This is a genomic window from Pseudomonas sp. B21-023, from assembly GCF_024749165.1.
Classification (GTDB): Bacteria; Pseudomonadota; Gammaproteobacteria; order Pseudomonadales; family Pseudomonadaceae; genus Aquipseudomonas.
Genome location: NZ_CP087190.1, coordinates 347287 through 371957, shown reverse-complemented (window position 1 = coordinate 371957; position 24671 = coordinate 347287). Strand labels below are relative to the sequence as shown.

The 24671-nt window shown below is 65.6% G+C and carries 25 protein-coding genes; 13 read left to right on the top strand and 12 right to left on the bottom strand.

The window, feature by feature from the left end:
• Nucleotides 1-8: 8 nt before the first annotated feature.
• The 3 genes from LOY42_RS01790 to LOY42_RS01780 form a co-directional block, all read right to left on the bottom strand.
• Nucleotides 9-821, bottom strand: a complete 813-nt coding sequence (locus tag LOY42_RS01790) for a thiazole synthase (RefSeq protein WP_139674191.1) — start codon at nt 819-821, stop codon at nt 9-11.
• Nucleotides 822-874: 53 nt separating this feature from the next.
• Nucleotides 875-1075, bottom strand: coding sequence for a sulfur carrier protein ThiS (gene thiS, locus LOY42_RS01785; RefSeq protein ID WP_038707614.1), 201 nt, complete (start codon nt 1073-1075; stop codon nt 875-877).
• A 102-nt stretch (nt 1076-1177) separates the two neighbouring features.
• A complete protein-coding gene (locus LOY42_RS01780) occupies nt 1178-1549 on the bottom strand; it encodes a DUF423 domain-containing protein (protein WP_139674194.1) in 372 nt (123 codons plus the stop codon).
• Nucleotides 1550-1613: 64 nt separating this feature from the next.
• Between LOY42_RS01780 and mtgA the strand changes: the two genes are divergently transcribed.
• The gene (gene mtgA, locus LOY42_RS01775; protein WP_198754713.1) at nt 1614-2312 is read left to right on the top strand and encodes a monofunctional biosynthetic peptidoglycan transglycosylase; all 699 of its coding nucleotides are present in this window, start codon (nt 1614-1616) and stop codon (nt 2310-2312) included.
• A 92-nt stretch (nt 2313-2404) separates the two neighbouring features.
• Here mtgA and rpoH read toward each other — a convergent pair whose 3' ends face one another.
• The 4 genes from rpoH to ftsY all read right to left on the bottom strand — a co-directional run bounded on the left by rpoH (nt 2405) and on the right by ftsY (nt 6638).
• Nucleotides 2405-3259, bottom strand: coding sequence for an RNA polymerase sigma factor RpoH (rpoH, locus tag LOY42_RS01770; protein ID WP_023630664.1), 855 nt, complete (start codon nt 3257-3259; stop codon nt 2405-2407).
• Nucleotides 3260-3370: 111 nt separating this feature from the next.
• Nucleotides 3371-4399, bottom strand: a complete 1029-nt coding sequence (gene ftsX / locus LOY42_RS01765; RefSeq protein ID WP_111532000.1) for a permease-like cell division protein FtsX — start codon at nt 4397-4399, stop codon at nt 3371-3373.
• A complete protein-coding gene (gene ftsE / locus LOY42_RS01760) occupies nt 4396-5067 on the bottom strand; it encodes a cell division ATP-binding protein FtsE (RefSeq protein WP_011531723.1) in 672 nt (223 codons plus the stop codon). The genes ftsX and ftsE overlap by 4 nt, the downstream gene beginning before the upstream one ends.
• A complete protein-coding gene (gene ftsY, locus LOY42_RS01755) occupies nt 5064-6638 on the bottom strand; it encodes a signal recognition particle-docking protein FtsY (RefSeq protein ID WP_139674201.1) in 1575 nt (524 codons plus the stop codon). Before ftsY ends, ftsE begins: the two co-directional genes overlap by 4 nt.
• A 234-nt stretch (nt 6639-6872) precedes the next feature.
• On the opposite strand from ftsY, the gene LOY42_RS01750 reads away from it, so the two are divergent.
• The 4 genes from LOY42_RS01750 to LOY42_RS01735 are packed head-to-tail and all read left to right on the top strand — an operon-like array spanning nt 6873 to nt 11381.
• Nucleotides 6873-8228 (top strand): pitrilysin family protein, encoded by a 1356-nt coding sequence (locus LOY42_RS01750; RefSeq protein ID WP_139674204.1) that lies wholly within the window; start codon nt 6873-6875, stop codon nt 8226-8228.
• Nucleotides 8221-9714: a pitrilysin family protein gene (locus tag LOY42_RS01745; RefSeq protein WP_139674206.1), complete on the top strand. Its 1494-nt coding sequence runs from the start codon at nt 8221-8223 to the stop codon at nt 9712-9714. Before LOY42_RS01750 ends, LOY42_RS01745 begins: the two co-directional genes overlap by 8 nt.
• A complete protein-coding gene (gene rsmD, locus LOY42_RS01740; protein WP_139674207.1) occupies nt 9714-10328 on the top strand; it encodes a 16S rRNA (guanine(966)-N(2))-methyltransferase RsmD in 615 nt (204 codons plus the stop codon). Before LOY42_RS01745 ends, rsmD begins: the two co-directional genes overlap by 1 nt.
• A gap of 60 nt (nt 10329-10388) precedes the next feature.
• The gene (locus LOY42_RS01735; RefSeq protein WP_139674209.1) at nt 10389-11381 is read left to right on the top strand and encodes a hydrolase; all 993 of its coding nucleotides are present in this window, start codon (nt 10389-10391) and stop codon (nt 11379-11381) included.
• A gap of 70 nt (nt 11382-11451) precedes the next feature.
• Here LOY42_RS01735 and LOY42_RS01730 read toward each other — a convergent pair whose 3' ends face one another.
• Both LOY42_RS01730 and LOY42_RS01725 read right to left on the bottom strand, forming a co-directional pair.
• Nucleotides 11452-12306, bottom strand: coding sequence for a sulfurtransferase (locus tag LOY42_RS01730; RefSeq protein WP_258599718.1), 855 nt, complete (start codon nt 12304-12306; stop codon nt 11452-11454).
• A 34-nt stretch (nt 12307-12340) separates the two neighbouring features.
• Complete coding sequence (locus tag LOY42_RS01725) at nt 12341-13006, bottom strand: TetR/AcrR family transcriptional regulator (protein WP_102681794.1); 666 nt, start codon at nt 13004-13006, stop codon at nt 12341-12343.
• Between the two features lie 145 nt (nt 13007-13151).
• Here LOY42_RS01725 and LOY42_RS01720 point away from each other — a divergent pair, with 145 nt between their 5' ends.
• The 6 genes from LOY42_RS01720 (at nt 13152) to ggt (ending at nt 19323) form a co-directional block, all read left to right on the top strand.
• Nucleotides 13152-14582, top strand: coding sequence for a coniferyl aldehyde dehydrogenase (locus tag LOY42_RS01720; RefSeq protein WP_258599717.1), 1431 nt, complete (start codon nt 13152-13154; stop codon nt 14580-14582).
• Nucleotides 14582-15067: a twin-arginine translocation pathway signal protein gene (locus LOY42_RS01715; RefSeq protein WP_139674215.1), complete on the top strand. Its 486-nt coding sequence runs from the start codon at nt 14582-14584 to the stop codon at nt 15065-15067. The genes LOY42_RS01720 and LOY42_RS01715 overlap by 1 nt, the downstream gene beginning before the upstream one ends.
• Nucleotides 15068-15090: 23 nt before the next feature.
• Nucleotides 15091-16689, top strand: a complete 1599-nt coding sequence (locus LOY42_RS01710) for a GMC family oxidoreductase (RefSeq protein WP_139674217.1) — start codon at nt 15091-15093, stop codon at nt 16687-16689.
• Between the two features lie 111 nt (nt 16690-16800).
• Nucleotides 16801-17280 carry a pantetheine-phosphate adenylyltransferase gene (coaD, locus tag LOY42_RS01705; protein ID WP_023631729.1) on the top strand — a complete coding sequence of 160 codons (480 nt, stop codon included), beginning with the start codon at nt 16801-16803 and terminating at the stop codon, nt 17278-17280.
• 109 nt (nt 17281-17389) lie between these two features.
• Nucleotides 17390-17641: a YfhL family 4Fe-4S dicluster ferredoxin gene (locus tag LOY42_RS01700; RefSeq protein WP_011531711.1), complete on the top strand. Its 252-nt coding sequence runs from the start codon at nt 17390-17392 to the stop codon at nt 17639-17641.
• A complete protein-coding gene (gene ggt / locus LOY42_RS01695) occupies nt 17641-19323 on the top strand; it encodes a gamma-glutamyltransferase (RefSeq protein ID WP_177486068.1) in 1683 nt (560 codons plus the stop codon). The genes LOY42_RS01700 and ggt overlap by 1 nt, the downstream gene beginning before the upstream one ends.
• A gap of 117 nt (nt 19324-19440) precedes the next feature.
• Here the strand turns inward: ggt and mutM are convergent, their stop codons facing one another.
• On the bottom strand, nt 19441-20253 hold the full coding sequence (gene mutM / locus LOY42_RS01690; RefSeq protein ID WP_023631621.1) for a bifunctional DNA-formamidopyrimidine glycosylase/DNA-(apurinic or apyrimidinic site) lyase: 813 nt from the start codon (nt 20251-20253) through the stop codon (nt 19441-19443).
• Nucleotides 20254-20256: 3 nt separating this feature from the next.
• Nucleotides 20257-21075 carry an HDOD domain-containing protein gene (locus LOY42_RS01685; protein ID WP_173862409.1) on the bottom strand — a complete coding sequence of 273 codons (819 nt, stop codon included), beginning with the start codon at nt 21073-21075 and terminating at the stop codon, nt 20257-20259.
• Nucleotides 21076-21306: 231 nt separating this feature from the next.
• Between LOY42_RS01685 and LOY42_RS01680 the strand changes: the two genes are divergently transcribed.
• Nucleotides 21307-22503, top strand: coding sequence for a class I SAM-dependent rRNA methyltransferase (locus LOY42_RS01680; protein ID WP_046853814.1), 1197 nt, complete (start codon nt 21307-21309; stop codon nt 22501-22503).
• A gap of 79 nt (nt 22504-22582) precedes the next feature.
• Here the strand turns inward: LOY42_RS01680 and LOY42_RS01675 are convergent, their stop codons facing one another.
• Nucleotides 22583-23530, bottom strand: coding sequence for a GlxA family transcriptional regulator (locus LOY42_RS01675; protein WP_258599716.1), 948 nt, complete (start codon nt 23528-23530; stop codon nt 22583-22585).
• Nucleotides 23531-23676: 146 nt separating this feature from the next.
• On the opposite strand from LOY42_RS01675, the gene choX reads away from it, so the two are divergent.
• Nucleotides 23677-24621, top strand: coding sequence for a choline ABC transporter substrate-binding protein (choX, locus tag LOY42_RS01670; RefSeq protein ID WP_139674224.1), 945 nt, complete (start codon nt 23677-23679; stop codon nt 24619-24621).
• Nucleotides 24622-24671 lie beyond the last annotated feature (50 nt).

The window sequence follows — 24671 nt, the reverse complement described above, 5'->3', positions numbered from 1 at the left end:
AGGAGCTCTTACTTGATCAGACCATCCAGCGGCGAAGAGGCGCTGGCATAGAGTTTTTTCGGCATGCGACCGGCCAGATAGGCCATGCGACCGGCAACGATGGCGTGTTTCATGGCTTCGGCCATCAGTACCGGCTGCTGGGCATGGGCGATGGCCGAGTTCATCAGCACCGCTTCGCAACCCATTTCCATGGCGATGGTCGCGTCGGAGGCTGTACCCACGCCGGCATCGACCAGCACCGGTACCCTGGATTCTTCCAGGATGATCTGCAGGTTGTACGGGTTGCAGATGCCAAGGCCGGTGCCGATCAGGCCGGCCAGCGGCATGACGGCGATACAGCCGGCCTCGGCCAGCTGACGGGCGATGATCGGGTCATCGCTGGTGTAGACCATCACATCGAAACCTTCCTTGACCAGCACTTCGGCGGCCTTGAGGGTTTCGATCACATTGGGGAACAGGGTTTTCTGGTCGGCCAGCACTTCCAGCTTCACCAGCGTCCTGGACTCATGAGACTTGCGGCCATCGAGCAGTTCACGGGCCAGGCGGCAGGTGCGCACCGCTTCCGTCGCATCGAAGCAACCTGCGGTGTTCGGCAGGATGGTGTACTTGTCTGGCGACAGCACGTCGAGCAGGTTCGGCTCGCCCGCGTTCTGGCCCAGGTTGGTACGGCGCACGGCGACGGTGACGATCTCGGCACCCGAGGCCTCGGTGGCCAGGCGGGTTTCTTCCATGTCACGGTACTTGCCGGTGCCGACCAGCAGGCGCGACTGGAAAGTGCGCCCGGCCAGGATGAAGGGCTTGTCGCTGCGAACGTTGCTCATCGTTGTTCCTCAGGAAAGATTGCGGGACTTTGCTGGCGAGGTTTCAGGGGCGGTTAGCCGCCACCGATGGCGTGGACTACCTCGACCTGGTCGCCGTCCTTGAGCTGCGTGCTCTCATGCTGGCTGCGCGGCACGATGTCCAGGTTCAGTTCCACCGCCACCCGGCGGCCGGCCAGCTCCAGCCGGCCCAGCAGCGCCGCGACGCTCTCGCCCGCGGGCAGTTCGTAAGGTTCACCGTTCAATTGAATGCGCATGCGCACGGCCACCATTGTTCTTTGGGGCCCGCATTCTAGCCCCGATCCGCCCTGCAACCCAAGGGCGACACACGCCATTAGTCGCGATTGTGGACCGACCGGTCAGCCCAGCCGCCAGGCGGCCAGCCCCAGGCATAACCAGCCAGCAAGGAAGCACAGGCCGCCCACCGGGGTGATCATGCCGAGCTTGCCCAGGCCGCTGAGCGTGAGGGCGTAGAGGCTACCGGAGAACAGCAGGATACCCACGGCGAACAAGCCACCGGCCCAGCCGACCAGGCGCCCGGGCAGGTGCGCCGACAGCACCGCCACGCCCAGGATCGCCAGGGCATGCACCAGTTGATAGGTGACACCGGTATGAAAGATCGCCAGGTAGTCGGTGCTGAGGCGGTTTTTCAGGCCATGGGCGGCGAAGGCGCCGAGGGCAACGCCGGTAAAGCCGAAGAACGCGGCGAGCATCAGGAAGCTGCGAAGCATGGGACGACTCCTCGGGAGGGGTCTGTATAATGGCCCGTTCCAACGGTCCGGCCAAGCCATCACCATGCTGTCATCCCTTCTTCGCCGCCTTTCCCGCGCCCTGCTCTGGTTCGCAGCTGGCAGCATCGCCGTGGTCCTGGTGTTGCGCTGGGTGCCGCCGCCCGGCACCGCGCTGATGGTCGAGCGCAAGGTGCAGTCATGGGCCAGCGGCGAGCCGATCGACCTGCAACGTGACTGGACGCCGTGGGAGGGAATCTCCGACGAGCTCAAGGTGGCGGTCATCGCCGGCGAAGACCAGAAGTTCGCCAGCCACTGGGGCTTCGATATCCCGGCAATACAGGCGGCGCTGGCCTACAACGAGCGTGGCGGCAAGGTGCGTGGCGCCAGCACGCTGACCCAGCAAGTGGCCAAGAACCTGTTCCTGTGGTCTGGCCGCAGCTGGCTGCGCAAGGGGCTGGAAGCCTGGTTCACCGCACTGATCGAGCTGTTCTGGTCGAAGGAGCGGATACTCGAGGTGTATCTGAACAGTGCCGAATGGGGCAAGGGCGTGTTCGGTGCCCAGGCGGCGGCGCGTTATCACTTCGGCGTGGATGCGAGCCGCCTGACGCGACAACAGGCCGCACAGCTCGCGGCGGTGCTGCCAAGCCCGATCAAGTGGAGTGCCAGCCGGCCCAGCGCCTATGTGGCAAGCCGGGCGGGATGGATCAGGCGGCAGATGAGCCAGCTGGGTGGGCCGAGCTACCTGATGCAGCTCAGGCCATGAGCTGCCAAGCCGCAACAGGTCCGGACAATCAACACAAAAAAGCCGCTGTCTCTTTCGAGAGCAGCGGCTTTTCAAGCTAGCCAGGGCGCCGATCAGATCGTGATCAATGCCTTGACCTTGTTCATCGCGTTCTTCTCCAGCTGACGAATACGCTCGGCCGACACACTGTACTTCTCTGCCAGCTCATGCAGCGTCGCCTTTTCTTCGGCCAGCCAACGCTGGTAGAGGATGTCGCGGCTGCGATCGTCCAGACCCTGCAGCGCTTCATGCAGGTTGCTGGTGGAGTTGTCGCTCCAGTCAGCGTCCTCCAGTTGCACGGCCGGGTTGTAACGGTGGTCTTCCAGGTAGTGCGCAGGCGACTGGAAGGCGCTGTCGTCGTCGGCTTCCGCCGCCGGGTCGAAGGCCATGTCCTGGCCGCTCAAGCGGCTTTCCATCTCGCGCACTTCACGCGGCTCGACACCCAGGCTCTCGGCCACGCGATGCACTTCGTCATTGTTCAACCAGGCCAGGCGCTTTTTCTGGCTGCGCAGGTTGAAGAACAGCTTGCGCTGGGCCTTGGTGGTGGCCACCTTGACGATGCGCCAGTTGCGCAGGATGAACTCGTGGATCTCGGCCTTGATCCAGTGCACGGCGAAGGACACCAGACGCACGCCCATTTCCGGGTTGAAGCGCTTTACCGCCTTCATCAGGCCAACGTTGCCTTCCTGGATCAGGTCGGCCTGGGCCAGCCCGTAGCCCGCATAGCTACGCGCGATATGTACGACGAAACGCAGGTGGGCCATCACCATTTGCCGAGCGGCCTCGAGATCCTGCTCGTAATAGAGACGCTCGGCCAGTTCACGCTCCTGCTCCGGCGTCAGCAAGGGGATGCTGTTGACCGTGTGCACATAGGCTTCCAGGTTTGCACCGGGAACCAGGGCATAGGCAGGTTGCAACGAATTGGTCATTCAAGTACCTCCGGCTTACAGACTCATGCCTTTTGGGCACTGCCAGCATAGACAAGGAACCGTTGTACAAGTTCCAGAATGAAAAATTTGTCAATACTGGCCATGAAACATTTATCGCGGTGCAAGCTCGTTCAGGTGACGAGCGACTGCGATCCATGCACCGATATACCCCAACAGTACCGCCCCGATCAAGAGTGAAAAGCCATCCGAGGCCGGTACGCCACCCAGGGCGAAATCACTGCCATACAGGCCGGAAAGCCCGACCACCGCGTCGTTCAGCCAGTTCAGGCCAAACGCCAGGATGCCCCAGGCCAGCACGCCCGCACCCAGCCCATACAGGGCGCCCATGTATAGGAAAGGCCGGCGTACGTAGCTGTCGGTGCCACCGACGAGCTTGATCACTTCGATCTCGACCCGACGGTTTTCGATATGTAGACGAATTGTGTTACCGATTACTAACAGCAGCGCAGAAATCAGCATCACCGCCAGACCGAAGACGAACCGGTCACCCAACTTGAGGATCGCCGCCAGGCGCTCGACCCACACCAGGTCCAATTGCGCCGCTTCCACTCGCGGCAGCTCGGAGAGGCGCTGACGCAAGGCTTCCAGGGCCGGCTTGTCGACCTCGGTCGGGGTCACCACCACCACGCCGGGCAGTGGGTTGTCCGGCAGTTCACGCAACGCCTCGCCCAGGCCTGACTGTTGCTGGAACTCTTCCAGGGCCTGCTCGCGGCTGACGTATTGGGCCTCGGCGACGCCCGGCATGCCTTTGATCTCGTCACGCAGGGCCTCCCCGTCGCGGCTGCTGGCATCGAGCTTGAGGTACAGCGAGATCTGCGCCGCGCGCTGCCAGGAGCCGCCGAGTTTCTCGACATTCTTGAGCAACAACGACAGGCCCATGGGCATGCTCAGCGCCACGGCCATCACCAGGCAGGTGAAGAAACTGCCGATCGGCTGCTTGCCCAGGCGGCGCAAGCTGTCGGCCAAACTGGCACGGTGGCTTTCCAGCCAGGCGTGCAGGAGGCTGCGGAAGTCCGGGCCATCGTCATCGTGATCGCCACGTTTCTTCTTCGACGGCTGCGGATCGGCGGCTTTCGGCGCGACGCGTTCGGAAACCTTCGGTGTACGTGTGGTGCTCATTGCCCGGCCTCCCCATCGCCGATCAAGCGGCCGCGTTGCAGCGTCAGCATGCGGTGGCGCATGCGCGCGATCAGCGCCAGGTCGTGACTGGCGATCAGTACCGTGGTGCCCAGGCGGTTGATGTCCTCGAACACGCCCATGATCTCGGCGGCCAGGCGCGGGTCGAGGTTACCGGTGGGTTCATCCGCCAGCAGCAGGGCCGGCTGATGCACGATGGCCCGGGCAATGCCGACCCGCTGTTGCTGGCCGGTGGACAGGTCGGCCGGGAACAGTTCGCCCTTGTCGCTCAGCGACACACGCTCCAGCGCCGAGTCGACGCGTTTGGCGATCTCGGCCTTGGACAGCCCGAGAATCTGCAACGGCAGGGCGATGTTGTTGAACACCGTGCGGTCAAACAGCAACTGGTGGTTCTGGAACACCACGCCGATCTGCCGGCGCAGGAACGGAATCTGCGCGTTGCTGATCTGGCCCAGGTCCTGTCCGGCCAGCAGCAGCTTGCCGCTGGTCGGACGCTCCATGGCCAGCAGCAGCCGCAGCAGGGTGCTCTTGCCGGCGCCAGAATGACCGGTGACGAACAGGAACTCGCCACGACGCGCCCGGAAGCTCAGTTCGTGCAGGCCGACATGGCCGTTGGGATAGCGCTTGGCTACCTGTTCGAATCGGATCATGAAGGTTCACGCTCGGCGAACAGCGCCTTGACGAAAGGTTCGGCTTCGAAGGTGCGCAGGTCGTCGATACCCTCGCCCACACCGATGAAGCGGATCGGGATGTTGAACTGCTTGGCCAGGGCGAAGATCACGCCGCCCTTGGCGGTACCATCCAGCTTGGTCAGGGCCAGGCCCGTCAGCTCGACGCTCTGGTTGAAATACTTGGCCTGGCTGATAGCGTTCTGTCCGGTTCCGGCATCGAGCACCAGCAGCACCTCGTGCGGCGCCTCGACATCAAGCTTGCCCATGACCCGACGGACCTTCTTCAGCTCTTCCATCAGGTTGTCCTTGGTGTGCAGACGACCAGCGGTATCGGCGATCAGCACATCGACGTTCCGGGCCTTGGCGGCCTGCACCGCATCGAAGATCACCGAAGCCGAGTCGGCACCGGTGTGCTGGGCAATCACCGGGATCTGGTTACGCTCGCCCCACACCTGCAACTGCTCTACCGCGGCGGCGCGGAAGGTGTCGCCGGCCGCGAGCATGACTTTCTTGCCCTCAAGCTGCAGCTTCTTCGCCAGCTTGCCGATGGTGGTGGTCTTGCCAGCCCCGTTCACGCCAACCACAAGGATCACGTAGGGCTTTTTCTGCGCCTCGATCTTCAGCGGCTGCTCGACCGGGCGCAGCAGCGCGGCCAGTTCTTCCTGCAGCGACTTGTACAGCGCATCGGCGTCTGCCAACTGCTTGCGGGCAACTTTCTGGGTCAGGTTCTGGACGATGGTCGAGGTGGCCTCGACGCCGACGTCGGCGGTCAGCAACCGGGTCTCGATTTCATCGAGCAGGTCGTCGTCGATGACCTTCTTGCCGAGGAACAGGCTGGCCATGCCTTCGCCGATGCTGGCGCTGGTCTTCGACAGGCCCTGCTTGAGGCGGGCGAAGAAACCAGGTTTGGCCGGCTCGGCGGCCGCCACGACGACAGGCTCAGGGTCGACTGGAGCCGGCACAACGACCGGCGCGGTTTCGACAACCGGTGCTGGAGCGACAATGGCAGCGGCTACCGTTTCGACGGACGGCCGGGCAGGGATGACGGGCGGCGCCTTGGGTTCCAGGTCCTCGACCAATGCCACCGGCTCTTCAGCGACAGGCAAGACCAGGTTGCTGACCGGGGCCGCAGTTACTTCGGCCTCGACCGGTTGCAGCGTTGCAACCACCGGCTCTGGAGCGAGCTCCGGCTGCGGTGCAGCAACCACCGGCTCTGGCACGGGCTCCGGCTGCGGCGCTACAACCACCGGCTCTGGCACGGGCTCCGACTGCGGAGCTACAACCACCGGCTCTGGCACAGGCTCCGGCTGCGGCGCTACAACCACCGGCTCTGGCACGGGCTCCAGCTGCGGCGTGGCAACCACCGGTTCAGGAACAGGTGCCTGCGACGGCTCGGCAACCGGTGCGGTCTGCTCGACGGGCGCTTGCGGTGCAGGGGCTTGCGGCTGTTCGGCGGCAGGTTGTTCCGGCTTCTTGCGGAACCAGCTGAACAGGCCTTTCTTCTCGCCAGCCGCGGCCGGCGCTTTTTTGTCGTCGTTGGAACCAAACATGGAAGACGGCTATCTCAGGGTAGCGATGGGCCAGCAGCGGCGCATCGGGAATTCTTAACTCACGCAGAACAGACTACTGTGAAGCCAGCGGGTTCATGCGCAACGTTTTGTCGTAAGGGCCTGCAGGCCAGAACGGCGACAGGCATGGTCGCCAGGCAACCGGATCAGTATCCTAGCACCTCCTGGCCCGCCGACGCTAAACCCAAGCGGGCCGCCGAACAGGTTGAACACCGTATGAATGCTCTAGCCCGCCGCGCCGCTGGCCTGTTGCTCGGCACGCTGTGCCTGCCGCTGGCGGCTTTCGCCGCCGATGTGCAACCCACCCACGAATTCATCCTCGACAACGGCCTGAAAGTGGTCGTGCGCGAGGACCACCGGGCGCCGGTGGTGGTTTCGCAGATCTGGTACAAGGTCGGTTCCAGCTACGAGACACCGGGCCAGACCGGCCTGTCCCATGCCCTGGAACACATGATGTTCAAGGGCAGCGCCAAGATCGGCCCCGGCGAGGCCTCGCGCATCCTGCGCGATCTCGGCGCCGAGGAAAACGCCTTCACCAGCGACGACTACACCGCTTACTACCAGGTGCTGGCCCGCGATCGCCTGCCGGTGGCCCTGGAGCTCGAAGCCGACCGCTTGGCCAGCCTGCGCCTGCCAGCCGACGAATTCAGCCGCGAGATCGAGGTGATCAAGGAAGAGCGCCGCCTGCGCACCGACGACCAGCCCAACGCCAAGGCCTTCGAGCTGTTCCGCGCCATGGCCTACCCGGCCAGCGGCTACCACACGCCGACCATCGGCTGGATGGCCGACCTCGAGCGCATGAAGGTCGAGGAACTGCGTCACTGGTACGAGTCCTGGTACGCCCCGAACAACGCCACCCTGGTGGTGGTCGGCGACGTCAAGCCGGACGAGGTCAGGGCCTTGGCGCAGAAGTACTTCGGCCCCATCCCCAAACGCGCCGTGCCGCCGAGCAAACTGCCGCTGGAACTGGCCGAGCCGGGCCGGCGCCTGCTCACCCTGCACCTGCGCACGCAATTGCCCAGCCTGATCTACGGCTTCAATGTCCCGGCCCTGGCCACCGCCAAGGACCCGCGCAGCGTCAACGCCCTGCGGCTGATCTCGGCCCTGCTCGACGGCGGCTATAGCGCCCGCATGCCGGCACGCCTGGAGCGCGGCCAGGAATTGGTGGCCGGTGCCTCCTCCAGCTACAACGCCTTCACCCGCGGCGACAGCCTGTTCATGATCTCGGCCACGCCCAACGTGCAGAAACACAAGACCCTGGCCGAAGTAGAGAAAGGCATCTGGCAGTTGCTCGACGAGCTCAAGACCACGCCACCGACCGCCGAAGAGCTCGAGCGCGTACGCGCCCAGGTGATCGCCGGCCTGGTCTACGACCGCGACTCGATCAGCAGCCAGGCCACCACCATCGGGCAACTGGAAACGGTCGGCCTGTCCTGGAAGCTGATCGACAGCGAACTCGACGACCTCAAGCGCGTGACCCCGGAGGACATCCAGGTCGCCGCCCGCACCTATTTCACCCGCGAACGCCTGAGCGTTGCCCATGTACTGCCCGAGGAGTCCGCTCATGAGTGATCGCAGCGCACCCCGTTACACCCTGTTCGGCCTGGCGATCATCGTGCTGGTGGTGGCCATCGCCGCGCTGCTGGCGCGCCCTGCCCAGTCCGACAGCCAAAGCCAGGCCGACGCCGCGGCCCGCCCGGCCAACACCCTGCAATCGCTGGCCGAACTGGACGGCAAGGCCCCCAGCCGACGCCAGTTGAACATCCAGCACTGGACCACTGCCGAAGGCGCCCGGGTGCTGTTCGTCGAGGCCCGCGAGTTGCCGATGTTCGACCTGCGCGTGACCTTCGCCGCCGGCAGCAGCCAGGACGGCGGCACCCCAGGCCTGGCCACTCTGACCAACGCCATGCTCAACGAGGGCGTGGCCGGCAAGGACGTCACCGCCATTGCCGAAGGCTTCGAAGACCTGGGCGCCGATTTCGGCAACGGTTCCTACCGCGACATGGCCGTGGCCTCGCTGCGCAGCCTCAGCGCCACGGAAAAACGCGAGCCGGCGTTGAAACTGTTCACCGAGGTGGTGGGCCAGCCGACCTTCCCCGAGGACGCCCTCAAGCGCATCAAGAACCAGTTGCTGGCGGGCTTCGAGTACGAGAAGCAGAACCCGGGCAAGATTGCCGGCAAGACGCTGTTCGCCAATCTCTATGGCCAGCACCCCTATGCCAGCCCCAGCGACGGTACCGCCGAGTCCATCCCGGGCATCACCCTGGCCCAGCTGCGCACTTTCCACGGCAAGGCCTACGCCGCCGGCAACGCGGTGATCGCCCTGGTTGGCGACCTCAGCCGCGGCGAGGCCGAGGCCATCGCCGCGCAGGTCTCCGCCGGCCTGCCCAAGGGCGCGGCACTGGCCAAGCCGGAGCAACCGGTCGAGCCCAAGCCGGGGATTACGCATATCGACTTCCCGTCCAAGCAGACTCACCTGATGCTGGCCGAGCTGGGCATCGACCGCAACGACCCGGACTGGCCGGCCCTGTCGCTGGGCAACCAGATCCTCGGCGGTGGCGCCTTCGGCACCCGCCTGATGAGCGAGGTTCGCGAGAAACGCGGCCTGACATACGGCGTGTACTCGGTCTTCAGCCCGATGCAGGTGCGCGGCCCGTTCATGATCAACCTGCAGACCCGCGCCGAACTCAGCGAGGCCACGCTCAAGCTGGTCCAGGATATCCTGGCCGACTACCTGAAGAGCGGCCCGACCCAGCAGGAACTGGACGATGCCAAGCGCGAGCTGGCCGGCAGCTTCCCGCTGTCCAATGCCAGCAACGCCAGCATTGTCGGGCAGCTGGGCGCGATCGGCTTCTACAACCTGCCGCTGAGCTGGCTGGAGGACTTCATGCAGCAGTCCCAGGCACTGAGCGTCGAGCAGGTCAAGGCCGCCATGAACAAGCATCTCGCGGCGGACAAGCTGGTGATCGTCACCGTCGGCCCGAAGGTGGCGCAGCAACCGCTGCCGGCCCCCACTGACAAACCCGCCGAGCAGCCGCTCGGCGTACCGGAGCACTAATGGCAAGACCCAACACTCCCGCGCGCCCGGCCTCGGGCGCCAGCAAGGGCCCCGGCCAGTTGCGCATCATCGCCGGCGAGTGGCGCAGCCGTCGCCTGGCCGTGCCGGAAGGCGAAGGCCTGCGGCCGACCCCAGACCGCGTGCGCGAAACCCTGTTCAACTGGCTGGCGCCCTACATCGAGGGCGCCCTGGTGCTCGATGCCTTCACCGGCAGCGGCGCCCTGGTGCTCGAAGCGCTGTCCCGTGGCGCGAAGGATGCCGTGGCGCTGGACAGCAACCCTGCGGCCACCACCAACCTCAAGGACAACCTCGAAGTGTTGCGCTGCCCGCGCGGGCAGATCCTGCAGACCGACGCCCTGCGCTACCTGCAAGGCCCGGCCAAGCAGCAATTCGATGTGGTGTTCCTCGACCCGCCGTTCCACCAGGACTTGCTGGCCAATACCTGCAACCTGCTGGAGCAGGGCCAGTGGCTGCGCGAGCAGGCGTGGATCTACACCGAAAGCGAAGCCGTGCCCTCTTCGCTGCCAATGCCAGGCAACTGGCGCCTGCACCGCGAGAAGAAGACCGGCCAGGTGCATTACGCCCTATGGCGGCGCGCGGCTGGCGACCAATAGCACAGGCGCGAGGGCGGTGTTTCATGGCACTCTAGGCAGGCACATCACGAGCCGCCCAGCATGCCCAGCCACACCGCCACCTTCCGCCCGGCCGCCGGCCTGTCCAACCCCCACTTGCAGACATTGTGGGGGCCACTCTGGCGCAAGCTCCCGGACCTGCCGCGCAATCGCGAGCGTCTATGGCTGGCGGACGGCGATTTTCTCGACCTCGACTGGCACGGCCCGCACCAGGCCGATGCGCCCTTGGTGCTGGTACTTCACGGCCTGACCGGGTCGTCCAATTCACCATATGTCAAAGGCCTGCAACTGGCCCTGCAGGCACGCAGCTGGGCCAGTGTCGCGGTGAACTGGCGCGGCTGCTCGGGCGAACCCAACCTATTGGCGCGCAGCTACCATTCCGGGGCCAGCGAAGACCTGGCCGAAACCATCCGTCACCTGCGGGCGCAGCGGCCGCTGGCGCCGCTGTATGCCGTGGGCTATTCGCTGGGCGGCAATGTGCTGCTCAAGTACCTGGGTGAAAGCGGCGCGGCCAGCCAGCTGGAGGCAGCGGTAGCGGTGTCGGTGCCGTTTCGCCTGGACCAGTGCGCCGACCGTATCGGCCTGGGTTTCTCGAAGGTCTACCAGGCGCATTTCATGCGCCAGATGCTGGCCTACGTGCAGGACAAGCAACAGCACTTCCGCGACAAGGGCCACCATGAAGGGCTGGCCACCCTCGAACGCCTGGGCTCGCTGCGCAACCTGCGCACGTTCTGGGACTTCGATGGCAAGGTGACCGCGCCCCTCAATGGCTTCAGCGATGCCCATGACTACTACCGGCGCGCCTCCAGCCGCTACTACCTGGGCGAGAACCGCACACCGACGCTGATCATCCACGCCAACGATGATCCGTTCGTGTTTGGTCACAGTCTGCCCAATGCCGGTGAGCTGGCGGCACAGACGCAGTTCGAACTGCACAGCCGGGGTGGGCATGTGGGGTTCGTCGAGGGCAGCCTGCGCAATCCGGAGTACTACCTGGAACGGCGGATTCCGCAGTGGCTGATGGAAGGGCGATAGGCCCCATCCAGGATCATCAGGTGAAGGAAGGCTTTGTGGGCGCGGCGGTGCGCCGATCCCACATCAGGACTCAATCGCCAGTGGCTACGCCGCGCCTCGGATCATTGATCCACTCACTCCACGACCCGGCATACAACCGCCCCAGCGGATAACCCGCCAGCGACAGGGCAAACAGGTTGTGGCAAGCCGTCACGCCAGAGCCGCAATAAGCCACCAGGTCCTCCGGCGCCCGATCGCCCAGTTTTTCGGCAAAACGCTGTTTCAGCTGGGCGGCCGGCAGGAACCGCCCGTCCGCGCCAAGGTTGTCGGTGAATGCCGCGCATCGGGCGCCAGGGATATGCCCGGCCACCGGGTCGATCGGCTCGACCTCGCCACGGAAGCGCGGCAGGCCGCGCGCGTCGATCAAGGTCATCGCGGGGTCGTCCAGGCGCTTGGCCAGGTGGGCGGCATCGACCAGCAGCGCCATGTCCGGCCCACCGCTGAAATTGCCTTCGCGCCGTACCGGCGGGTCGAGGCTCAGCGGCAGGTGGGCGGCGTGCCAGGCCTTCAGGCCGCCATCGAGGATGAACACCGCGTCGCGCTTGCCCAGCCAGGCCAGCAGCCACCAGGCACGGGCGGCAAAGGCGCCGGGGCCGTCGTCGTAGAGCACCACCTGGCTGTCGTTGTCCACACCCCACTCGCGAAGGCGCTCCACCAGCCGCTGTGGGTCGGGCAGCGGGTGGCGGCCTGTGCTGCCCTTGAGCACCGGCCCGCTCAGGTCGCGTTCGAGGTCGGCGAAGTGCGCCCCGGCAATATGCCCTTCGGCGTAGCTGCGTTGGCCGTAGTCGACATCTTCCAAGGCAAAGCGGCAGTCGAGGATCACCAGGCCGGGCGCGCCCAGGCGTTCGGCCAGCTGTTGCGGGGTGATCAATTGCGCGAGGGGCATGACAATCTCCTGATGAATGGCTCGAAACCCCGGATCAATGCTCCAGGGCCTGGTTGAACGGGACATGGAACTCAGCGCACAGCGCCTGTACCGCGGCACGCGCGGTCGGGGTGACATACCCCAGCTCCAGCACCACCACCTGATAGACGCCGCGCTTGAACGCTTCTTCACCCAGGTGCGCGGAATGCTCGCGGGTGGTGCTGAGAAAACGCACCCAGGAAGTCAGCACGATCCAGGCGTTGATGGTCAGCGACTCCACCTGCGCGGCATCCATGTTCAGGATGCCGGCCTCGACAAAGCCGCGGTAAATGGCCTGCCCCTGCTGCAGACAGCGCTGCGAGAAGCGCCGATAGCGGGCCGCCAGTTCCGGGTCGCTGTCGAGCAGGTGCTCGAGGTCGCGGTGCAGGAAGCGGTAGTTCCACATCGCCGCCAGCAGCGCCTTGAGGTAGAAGCGCTTGTCTTCGACGGTGGCGGTGCGGCCCTGGGGCGGGCGCAGGAAGCTGTCGACCAGCGCTTCGTACTGATTGAACAGCACGGCGATGATCGCCTGCTTGTTGGGGAAGTGGTAGTACAGGTTGCCGGGCGAGATTTCCATGTGCGCGGCAATGTGGTTGGTGCTGACGCAACGCTCGCCCTGCTGGTTGAACAGCTCCAGGCTGCTCTGCACGATGCGCTCTCGGGTCTTCATGCGCGGGGCCATGCTCAGCTCCAGTCTCCAGCGTGTAAGGATCGGGCCCATCTTACGGCTTCCAGCCCGTCGGGTGCACCGCCGATCAAGTGAAAAAGGTGCACGATGGTACCAATTAGAGTATATGCTCTACTCACTCGTCAGCCCCGGAGCCGCCATGACCTCGCCTGCCGTACTTCCCCCCGTACAATCCGACCTCGACCTGCAAGCGACGTTCGACGCTCAACGACAGGCGTTCTCCGGCAACCCGATGCCCCCGGCCACGCAACGCCGGCAGTGGTTGAAAAGCCTGCGCGAGGCGCTGCTGGCGGACCAGGAGCACCTGATTACAGCTATCGATGCCGACTTCAGTGGCCGCAGCCGTGACGAAACCCTGCTCGCCGAACTGATGCCGTCGGTCATGGGCCTGCGCGACGCGGAGAAACAGCTGGGCCGCTGGATGCGTCCATCGCGGCGCAAGGTCGGCCTGGCCTTCCACCCCGCCAGCGCCCGGGTGCAATACCAGCCACTGGGCGTGGTGGGGATCATCGTGCCGTGGAACTACCCGCTGTTTCTCGCCATCGGCCCACTGACCGGCGCCCTGGCCGCCGGCAACCGGGTGATGCTCAAGCTCAGCGAGTCGACCCCGGCCAGTGGCCAGGCCCTCAAGAACCTGCTCGAGCGCGTGTTCCCCAATGATCTGGTGAGCGTGGTGCTGGGCGAGGTGGAAGTCGGCCAGGCTTTTGCCCGCCTGCCCTTCGACCACCTGCTGTTCACCGGCGCCACCAGCGTCGGCCGCCATGTGATGCTGGCCGCCGCGCAAAACCTCACGCCAGTGACCCTTGAGCTGGGCGGCAAGTCGCCGGCTATCGTATCGGCCGACGTGCCGTTGGACACCGCCGCCGAACGCATCGCCTTCGGCAAGACCCTCAACGCCGGCCAGACCTGCGTCGCCCCCGATTACGTGCTGGTGCCCCGCGAGCGCCTGGGCGCCTTCGCCGACGCCTACCAGCGCGCTGTGCGCCGCCTCTATCCGCGCCTGACCGGCAACCCCGACTACAGCGCGATCATCAACGAGCGCCAGCTTGGCCGCCTGAACCGGTTGCTGGACGATGCCCGCGAGCAGGGAGCCCAGGTGATCGACCTCTATCCCGACGAGCCGCGCCAGGGTCGCCGGCTGCCCCCTCACCTGCTGCTGGACGTAAACGACAGCATGCAGGTGACGCAGGACGAGATATTCGGCCCCCTGCTACCCGTGGTGCCCTACGAGCGCCTGGGCGACGCCCTGGCCTACATCAACCAGCGACCTCGCCCCCTGGCGCTCTACTACTTCGGCTATGACCGTGGCGAGCAGGCCCGGGTACTGCGCGACACCCACTCCGGCGGTGTCTGCCTCAACGACACCCTGCTGCATGTGGCCCAGGATGACCTGCCATTTGGCGGCATCGGCCCGTCCGGTATGGGCCACTACCACGGTCACGAAGGTTTCCTGACCTTCAGCAAGGCCAAGGCCGTGTTGGCCAAGCAACGCATCAATGCCGCCAAGGTGATCTACCCGCCTTATGGCAAGGCCTTGCAACGGCTGGTCTACAAGCTGTTCATCCGCTGATGCAGCGCCGCGACCTGCTGCGCTTTGGCCTGGGCGCCAGCCTGTTTCTGGGGGCGACCAGCCTGATCGGCTGTAGCCAGCAGAGGCCGTCGGCTGGTTACCAGGTGCTGCGCGACGACGACCTGCCGCTGTTGCAGGCACTGATTCCCGTCGTGCTGGCCGGTACCCAGGCGTCCACGGCGTCTGTGCTGCAAAGCCTCGACCACAAGCTGGCGGCGCTGTCGCCCGCCATGCTCAAGCTGACACGGCAATTGTTCGACGTGCTCACCCTGTCCCTCACTCGCGGACCACTGACCGGGGTCTGGGGCGGCTGGGCCGATGCCACCGGTGCCGAGGTTGAACGTTTCCTCGAACGCTGGCGCGACAGCTCGTTGAACCTGCTGCGCCAGGGTCACGCCTCGTTGCTGCAACTGCTGCTGATGGCCTGGTACGAACGCCCCGAAGCCTGGGCGGCGTGCGGCTACCCCGGCCCACCAAAGATCTGAACACCAGACAAGAGCACCGCCAAATGCCCGCCCCCGACCCATTCCGCCTAGGCCTCGAAAGAGGCTGGATCACCCACGATGGCTCACGCCTGGAACAGGACCTGACCCTCACTGCCGACGTCGCCGTCATCGGCAGCGGCGCAGGCGGCGCCACCACCGCCGAAGGGCTCAGCGCCGCTGGCTTGAAGGTGCTGCTGATCGAGGAAGGGCCGCTGAAGACCAGCAGCGACTTCCACCTGCTCGAGCACGAAGCCTACGCCGACCTCTACCAGGAGGGCCTGGGCCGTCTGAGCAAAGACGGCGCCATTACCATTCTGCAGGGCCGGGCGGTGGGCGGCACTACCCTGGTCAATTGGACATCGAGCTTTCGCACACCGCCACAGACCCTGGAACACTGGGCTCGCGAGCATGGGGTCAAGGGCCTGGACAACGACACCCTGAAGCCGTGGTTCGAGCGCATGGAGCAGCATCTGGGCATCAGCCCCTGGGCGATGCCGCCCAATGCCAACAACGACGTGTTGCGTCGCGGCTGCGAGGCGCTTGGTCACCGCTGGGCGGTGATTCCGCGCAACGTGCGCGGCTGCTGGAACCTGGGTTACTGCGGCATGGGCTGCCCGGTCAACGCCAAGCAGTCGATGCTGGTCACCAGCATCCCGGCTACCCTGGAGCACGGCGGCGAGCTGCTCTACCTGGCCCGTGCCGAGCGGTTCAATCATGACGGCCAGCGCATCGACCACTTGCAATGCCAGGCCCTGGACGCTCGGGGTATCCAGCCCACAGGCCGCCAGGTTCGCGTACGCGCCCGCCACTATGTACTTGCCGGCGGCGGTATCAACAGCCCGGCACTGCTGCTGCGCTCAGACGCGCCTGACCCGCACCAGCGGCTGGGCAAGCGCACCTTCCTGCACCTGGTCAACTTCAGCGCAGCACAGTTCGAAGCGAAGATCGACCCGTACTACGGGGCGCCGCAATCGATCTACAGCGACCAGTTCCAGTGGCAGGACGGTGTCACCGGCCCGGTGGGCTACAAACTCGAAGTACCACCGTTGCACCCGGCCCTGGCCAGCACCCTGCTCGGCGGCCATGGCCAGGACAATGCCCAGCGCATGGCCGAACTGCCCCACACCCATGTGATGCTGGCGCTGTTGCGCGACGGCTTCCACCCCGACAGCCCCGGCGGCCAGGTAGAGCTGCGCGGCGATGGCTCGCCTGTGCTGGACTACCCCGTCACCGACTATCTGCGCGACGGCCTGCGCCGGGCCTGGCACAGCATGGCGCAGATCCAGTTCGCCGCCGGTGCCCGCCATGTGATGCCGGTGCATGGCGATGCTCGCTATGTCAGCGACCCGGCACAAGCCCAGGCGCTGATCGACGGCCTGCCCCTGGAACTGCTGCGCATGCGCCTGGGCAGCGCCCACGTCATGGGCGGCTGCGCCCTGGGCGAGGATCCGCGCCAGGCCGTGTGCGACAGCCTGGGCCGGCATCACCAGCTGGAAAACCTGTCGATCCACGACGGTTCGCTGTTCCCCACCAGCATTGGCGCCAACCCGCAGCTGTCGGTGTACGCCCTGACGGCCCTGCTCAGCGATGCGCTGATCGGCCGCCTGGCACGTGGCGCATGACAGCCAATAGCCACGCTGTCTATAGTGCCATCAGCCGGCCTCACGACTTGGCCGGGCGCAATCGCTGCGCTACCATCCGACTCCCCAACGCACTCCAGCCAGGATGACGCGATGAACCGAGTGTTGTACCCGGGTACTTTCGACCCCATTACCAAAGGCCATGGAGACCTGGTCGAGCGCGCCTCGCGCCTGTTCGACCATGTGATCATCGCCGTGGCGGCCAGCCCGAAGAAAAACCCGCTGTTCCCCCTGGAACAGCGGGTCGAACTGGCCCGCGAGGTCACCAAGCACCTGCCCAATGTCGAAGTCATCGGCTTCTCCTCCCTGCTGGCGCATTTCGCCAAGGAAAAAGGCGCCAACGTATTCCTGCGCGGCCTGCGTGCCGTGTCCGACTTCGAATACGAGTTCCAGTTGGCCAACATGAACCGCCAGCTCGCGCCGGACGTCGAGAGCCTGTTCCTCACGCCGTCGGAGCGCTATTCGTTCATTTCCTCGACGTTGGTTCGGGAAATCGCCGCGTTGGGCGGTGATATCAGCAAATTTGTGCACCCGGCCGTGGCCGACGCGCTGACCGAGCGCTTCCGCAAGTAACCCTCGCGGTCACGACGTCGCGCCCGCGTGCACTGCGGGCGCGAATCCGGCACAATTGCGCCCATCGCTTTGAAACATGCCCGGGCCCGATGCCCTGGCCGGAGTCCCCATGTCCCTGATCATCACCGACGATTGCATCAACTGCGACGTCTGCGAACCCGAGTGCCCGAACGCCGCCATCTCGCAAGGCGAAGAGATCTACGTGATCGACCCGAACCTGTGCACCCAGTGCGTGGGCCACTACGACGAGCCACAGTGCCAGCAGGTTTGCCCGGTAGACTGCATCCCCCTGGATGAAGCCCACCCGGAAACCGAAGACGAGCTGATGGCCAAGTACCGCCGGATCACCGGCAAGGCCTGATGCCGTTCGTCGCGGCGTTACAGCGCGCAGCCCTCGGCGCCTGCCTGGCCCTGCTGGCCTGCGCCGCCCAGGCGCAAGGCCCCGGGCGTTCAGCCATCGCCAGCCCGCACAGCGAGGCGACCTCGGCGGCGCGACAGATCCTGCAACAAGGCGGCAACGCCTTCGACGCCGCCGTGGCCATCAGCGCCACGCTGGCCGTGGTCGAGCCCTATGGCTCGGGCCTGGGTGGCGGTGGTTTCTTCCTCCTGCGCGAGAGCGGCGTCACGCCCCGGTATACCTTCCTCGATGCGCGCGAACGCGCCCCGGCCGCGGCCAGGGCGGACATGTACCTCAAGGACGGCAAGGTGCAGCCCGGCCTGTCGATCAACGGGCCGCTGGCCGCCGCGATCCCCGGCCTGCCCCAGGCCCTGGCCGACCTCGCCAGCACCCATGGCAAGCTACCGCTCAAGGACAGCCTGGCCCCGGCCATCCGCCTGGCCAACCAGGGCTTCGCCGTCGACCGTATCTATCGCGATCGCGCCACCATGCGCCTGAGCGCCCTGCGCGACGATGCCGAAAGCGCACGGCTGTTCCTCAGTGACCACGACGTGCCAGCCCTGGGCACGCTGATCCGCCAACCCGAACTGGCCGCCACCCTGCAAGCCATGGCCGAGCAGGGCCGCGACGGTTTCTACCGTGGCCCGATGGCCCGCCGCCTGGTCGAAGGCGTGCGCCAGGGCGGCGGTATCTGGACCCTCGACGACCTCGCCGGATACCGTACGGCGTGGCGTGAACCGCTGCGTTATCCACTGGCCGACCAGCGTGAACTGATCAGCAGCCCGCCGCCTTCGGCCGGCGGCGTGGCCCTGGCACAAAGCCTGGCCATGCTCCAGCGCCTGCCCTGGCAGAGCGCCGAGCCCGTGCAACGCAGCCACTATGTGATCGAAGTGCTGCGCCGCGCCTACCGCGACCGCGGCCTGCTCGGCGACCCGGACTATGTGAGCAACCCGATCAACCGGCTACTGGCGCGCCAGTACCTGACTGGGCTGGCCGACAGTATCGATGTGCACCAGGCCACCCCCAGCACCGCGCTGCCGCCCTCACCGGCCTGGCGAGAAGGCGACCACACCACTCATTTCGCGGTGATCGATGGTGACGGCAACGCCGTGTCCGCCACGCTGTCGGTCAACCTGCCATTTGGCGCGGCGTTCAGCGTGCCTGGGACTGGTGTGGTGCTGAACAACGAGATGGACGATTTCGCCGCCGACCCTGGCGGCAGCAACAGCTATGGCCTGGCCGGCAGCCAGGCCAATGCGGTGGCGGCGGGCAAGCGTCCCCTGTCGAGCATGAGCCCGACCTTCATCGAAAGCCCCAGCCAGTTCGCCACCTTTGGCACTCCGGGCGGCAGCCGCATACCCAGCATGGTGCTGCTGTCGGTGCTGGGGTTCCTGGAGGGCCGGCCGGTGGCCGAGTGGCCGGCGACACCGCGCTATCACCATCAGTACCTGCCGGATGTGGTGGAACATGAGCCGGGCACGTTCAGTGCGCGGCAGAAGGCCGAGCTTGAAGGGCGCGGGTATCGGTTGAAGGATGTCGGGCGTCAGTACGGCAATCAGCAGGTGCTTTATTGGGACAAGGCTGGCGGGACTGTGGAGGCGGCCAGCGACCCGCGGGGCGTGGGGCGGGCGGCGATCGTCGACTGATCCGCTCTCGCCTGTACCGGCCCTATCGCCGGCAAGCCGGCTCCCACAGGGGCCAAGCATGCCTTCAACTTGTGGGAGCCGGCTTGCCGGCGATAGGCCGCAACGCGGCCTCGGAACTCAACGCTGGCATTTCGGGCAGAACACGCTCGCCCGCTGGCCCAGCTTCACTTCGCGCAGCTCGGTCCCGCACAGTTTGCACGGCTGCCCACGACGCCCATACACGAACAGCTCCTGCTGGAAGTAGCCCGGCTGGCCATCGCCACCGATGAAGTCCCGCAAGGTGGTCCCGCCCTGTTCGATGGCCGCCGCCAATACTCGCTTGATCTCGATCGCCAGCTTCAGATAGCGCGCCCGTGAAATCCCGCCTGCTTCGCGGCGCGGGTCGATCCCGGCGGCGAACAAGGCCTCGGTGGCGTAGATGTTGCCCACGCCGACCACCACCGCGTTGTCCATGATGAACGGCTTGACCGCCATCGAGCGCCCCCGGGACAGCTGGAACAGGCGCTCACCGTCGAACAGGTCGGTCAGCGGCTCAGGTCCCAGGCGGATCAGCAGCTCATGATTGAGTGGATCGAGGCTCCACAGCATCGCCCCGAAGCGGCGCGGGTCGGTGTAGCGCAGCATCAGGCCCGACTCGAGCTCGATGTCCACATGTTCGTGCCTTGCCGCCGGCAAACCCAGCTCGACCAGGCGCAGGTTGCCCGACATGCCCAGGTGACTGATCAGGGTACCGACCTCGGCGTTGATCAGCAGGTACTTGGCACGGCGCTCGACACTGACGATGCGCTGCCCCGACAGGCGCACGTCCAGGTCTTCCGGGATCGGCCAGCGCAGGCGCCGGTCACGCACCACCACGCGGCTGACCCGCTGGCCTTGCAAATGAGGCGCGATGCCGCGCCGCGTGGTCTCGACCTCTGGCAGTTCCGGCATGGCTCAGTGCCCGCCCAGTTCGCGGATGTTCTGCTTGAGCTGCTCGAAGTCGTATTCGGTCAGGCCGATGTAGTCCAGCACCAGCGGGCCGACCACGTCCCACTCGTGGTCCACGGCCTGGTTGCCCAGCACGCGGTAGGAGGCACAGATGTGCTCGGACATCTTCAGCACCGCCAGCAGGTTCTTCAGTTGGGTCTGGGTATTGCGCGAAGACTCGTCGCGGAACACCGCCAGGGCGTTGTGGTGGTTGGCGATGGCCGCGCTGATGTGTTCCGGCAGGCGCCAGGACTTGGCAGTGAAGTAGCCGACTACCGAATGGTTGGTGTTGAACACGCGGTTTTCGGTGTCCACCACGCGGATCTCGTCATTGGCCTTGGCGTAGGACTCTTCCAGCACCTCCATGTAGTTGGGGAAGCGCTTGTGCATCAACGGCACGCCGCAATCGTGGAACAGGCCCAGGGTGTAGGCCTCGTCCACGGCCTGGATGCCGGTGCGCTTGGCCAGGGTGAGGCAGGTCATGGCCACGTCCTGGGCGGTGTCCCAGAAACGGTTGAGGGTGACGATGGTCTCGTCGCTCATCTCGCCTTTGATCGACTGGGCATTGATCAGGTTGATGATCGAGCGGCTGCCCAGCAGGTTTACCGCGCGCTGGATCGAGCCGATCTTGTTCGCCAGGCCGAACTGCGCCGAATTGACCAGCTTGAGCAGGGCGCCGGACAGGCCCGGGTCCTGCGCGATCAGCTTGGCGATGGTCTCCAGGTCCGGGTCGGGCATGTACTGCTCGAACTGCAGGTCGACCATGATCTGCGGCTGTGGCGGGATGGTGATGCCCTGCAGGGCTTGCTGGATCTGTTCGGCGGTGAGTTCCTGGGACATACGTGCATTCTCGCTGGGGACGGGAGATTCTAACCCTGTACGCCGGCAGGGTAACTAGCAGTGGATCGTTGGATCCCAGAATTTCTTTAGCCGTTGGCGCAGACCACTTGGTCGCACCCACCAGCGAATCTGGGGCCAACACGGTATACTCCCGCTCTTTTTTCCCGGAGCGACGTCATGTCCCTGCCCAGCCTTCGCCTCAAAGCCAATGCCGACCGCCGCCTGCGCGCCGGCCACCTGTGGGTCTACAGCAATGAAGTCGATGTTGCCGCGACCCCGCTGCAAGGCCTGAAGGCCGGCCAGCAGGCCATTCTCGAAGCTGCCAACGGCAAGCCGCTGGGGGTTGTGGCCATGAGCCCGAACAACCTGATCTGCGCCCGCCTGCTGTCGCGCGATGCCAAGCTGCCGCTGGACAAGTCGCTGCTCGTACACCGCCTGAACGTGGCCCTGTCGCTGCGTGAGCGCCTGTTCGACAAGCCGTGCTACCGCCTGGTGTATGGCGACTCCGACCTGCTCCCAGGCCTGGTGGTCGACCGCTTCTTCGACATCCTCGTGGTCCAGCTGGCCTCGGCCACCATGGAAGCGCACAAGGATGAGGTGATCGCCGCGCTGGTGCAGGTGCTCAAACCCAGTGGCATCCTGTTCAAGAACGACTCCGCCGCCCGCGATGCTGAAGGCCTGGAGCGTTATGTCGAGACCGTCTACGGCGAAGTGCCGGACTGGGTCGCGCTGGAAGAGAACGGCGTCAAGTTCGAAGCCCCGGTGCGTGAAGGCCAGAAGACCGGCTGGTTCTACGACCACCGCATGAACCGCGCCCGCCTGGCCCCCTACGTCAAGGGCAAGCGCGTGCTCGATCTGTTCAGCTACATCGGTGGCTGGGGCGTGCAGGCCGGCGCGTTCGGCGCCAGCGAAGTGTTCTGCGTGGACGCCTCGGGCTTCGCCCTCGACGGCGTAGAGCGCAATGCCGCGCTCAATGGCATCGGCGAAAAACTGACCTGCATCGAAGGCGACGTGTTTGAAGCCCTGCGCGAGCTGAAAGCCGCCGAAGAGCGCTTCGACGTGATCATCGCCGACCCACCCGCCTTCATCAAACGCAAGAAAGACCTGAAGAACGGCGAGGCCGCCTACCGTCGTCTCAACGAACAGGCCATGCGCATGCTGACCAAGGACGGCATCCTGGTCAGCGCCTCGTGCTCGATGCACCTGCCCGAAGACGACCTGCACAACATCCTGCTGACCAGCGCCCGCCACCTGGACCGCAACCTGCAACTGCTCGAGCGCGGCGGCCAGGGCCCGGACCACCCAGTGCACCCGGCCATCGCCGAGACCCGCTACATCAAGAGCATCACCTGCCGCTTGCTGCCCAACAGCTAAGCCTCACAGGCTTCCACAGGTTTCGCGCTACGCGGCACCTGTGGAAGCCGGCTTGCCGAGGCTCGACCCGGTCCAGGCATCATGACGGCACCGCCAGCCGCCGATCCTCCCTGGGACAACGCTCGAACCGTGCCCGATAACAGCGGGTGAAGTACGATGCCGATTCGAAGCCACATGCGACGCCCACCTCCAGTACGCTCATGTCGGTCTGGCGCAGCAGTTGCCGTGCCTTGTCCAGCCTCAGCCGCAGATAGAAGCCACTGGACGTGTCGTCCAGGTGCAGGCGAAACAGCCTCTCCAGCTGCCTCCGGGTCACCTGCACGCCTTCAGCCAGCACCTGGGTGTTGAGTGGCAGCTCGGTATTGCGCTCCATCTCGCCGATCACCTTCACCAGCTTCTTGTTGCGCAGCCCATAGCGCGTGGCAATTTCCATGCGCTGGTGATCCTGGCGCGGGCGGATGCGCCCGAGCACGAACTGCTCGGACACCTGCACTGCCAGTTCGCTGCCGTGGGCCTGGGCGATCAGGTCGAGCATCAGGTCGATGGAAGCCGTGCCGCCGGCACAGGTGATGCGTCGGCGGTCGATCTCGAACAGCTCCTGGGTCGCCTGCAGGCGTGGATAACGTTCCTTGAACGCCTCCAGTGCTTCCCAATGCAGGGTGGCCCGGTGACCATCGAGCAGGCCGGCCTCGGCCAGTACCATGGCGCCCGTGTCGATCCCGCCCAGCACCACGCCCTCGTGGTCGAGACGACGCAGCATGTGCTGCAACTTCAACCCATAGCACGCCAGTGGCTCGAAACCGGCCACCAGCAGCAGCAGTCGCCCGTGTTCACCCTCCCCCAACGCACCGTCGGCATTCACCGACATGCCATTGCTGGCCTGCACCGCACCACCGTCCAGGCTCAGCACACGCCAACGGTACAGGGGGCCACGGAAGCGATTGGCCACGCGCAGCGGCTCGATGGCACTGATGAAGCCCATGGCGGAGAAGCCTGGCAGCAACAGGAAGTCTATGGTTTGCAGCATCGCGTGCTCCGCGGCAAAGGTGGTCGCCTCCGTGCAAGTGTTGGTCGCCAGGGTGCGATTTTCCACCCTGCTGCCAGCGTAGCGTGTTCTCACGGCCCGCAGAGGCCGGATCCGATAACAATACGCACTGCCGATGGAGAGCCACCATGCATCGCTTTATCCGCCGCAGCCTGTTGTCCCTCGCGCTCAGCTCTACCGTAGCCACGCCGCTTTTCGCCGCCGAACCCGCCGCCTGCAAGGATGTGCGCCTGGGCGTGGTCAACTGGACCGATGTGATCGCCACCAGCGCCATGGCCCAGGTGCTGCTCGACGGCCTGGGCTACCAGACCAAGCAGACCAGCGCCTCGCAGCAGATCATCTTCGCCGGCATCCGCGACAAGCGCCTGGACATGTTCCTCGGGTACTGGAACCCGATCATGACCCAGACCATCACCCCGTTCGTCCAGGCCGGCCAGGTGAAGGTGCTCGACAAGCCCAGCCTGGAAGACGCCCGCGCCACCCTCGCCGTGCCGAAATACCTGGCCGACAAGGGCCTGAAGACGTTTGCCGACATCCACAAGTTCCACAAGGAGCTGGGCGGCAAGCTCTACGGCATCGAGCCCGGTTCCGGCGCCAATACCCAGATCAAGGCGATGATCAGCAAGAACCAGTTCGACCTCGGCAAGTTCCAGTTGGTCGAGTCCAGCGAAGCCGGCATGCTCGCCGCCGTCGACCGCGCCGTGCGGCGCAAGGAGGCGGTGGTGTTCTTCGGCTGGGCGCCGCACCCGATGAACGTGAACATCGACATGGTCTACCTCGGCGACAGCCAGGACGCCCTCGGCCCGGACGAGGGCCGTGCCACGGTGTGGACGGTGACCGCGCCGGACTATGCCCAGCGCTGCCCCAACGCCCATCGCCTGCTGGCCAACCTCAGCTTCAGCGCCGAGGACGAGAGCCGGATGATGCAGCCGTTGCTCGACCACAAGGACGCGCTGGAGTCGGCGCGACAGTGGCTCAAGGACCACCCCGAGGACAAGGCCCGCTGGCTTGACGGGGTGACCACTTTCGACGGCAAGCCAGCCGCAGACAACCTCAAGCTCACCGCCAACTGACATTCCTCCATCGCGGGGCAAGCCCGCTCCCACGCCAGCACACGGTCTCT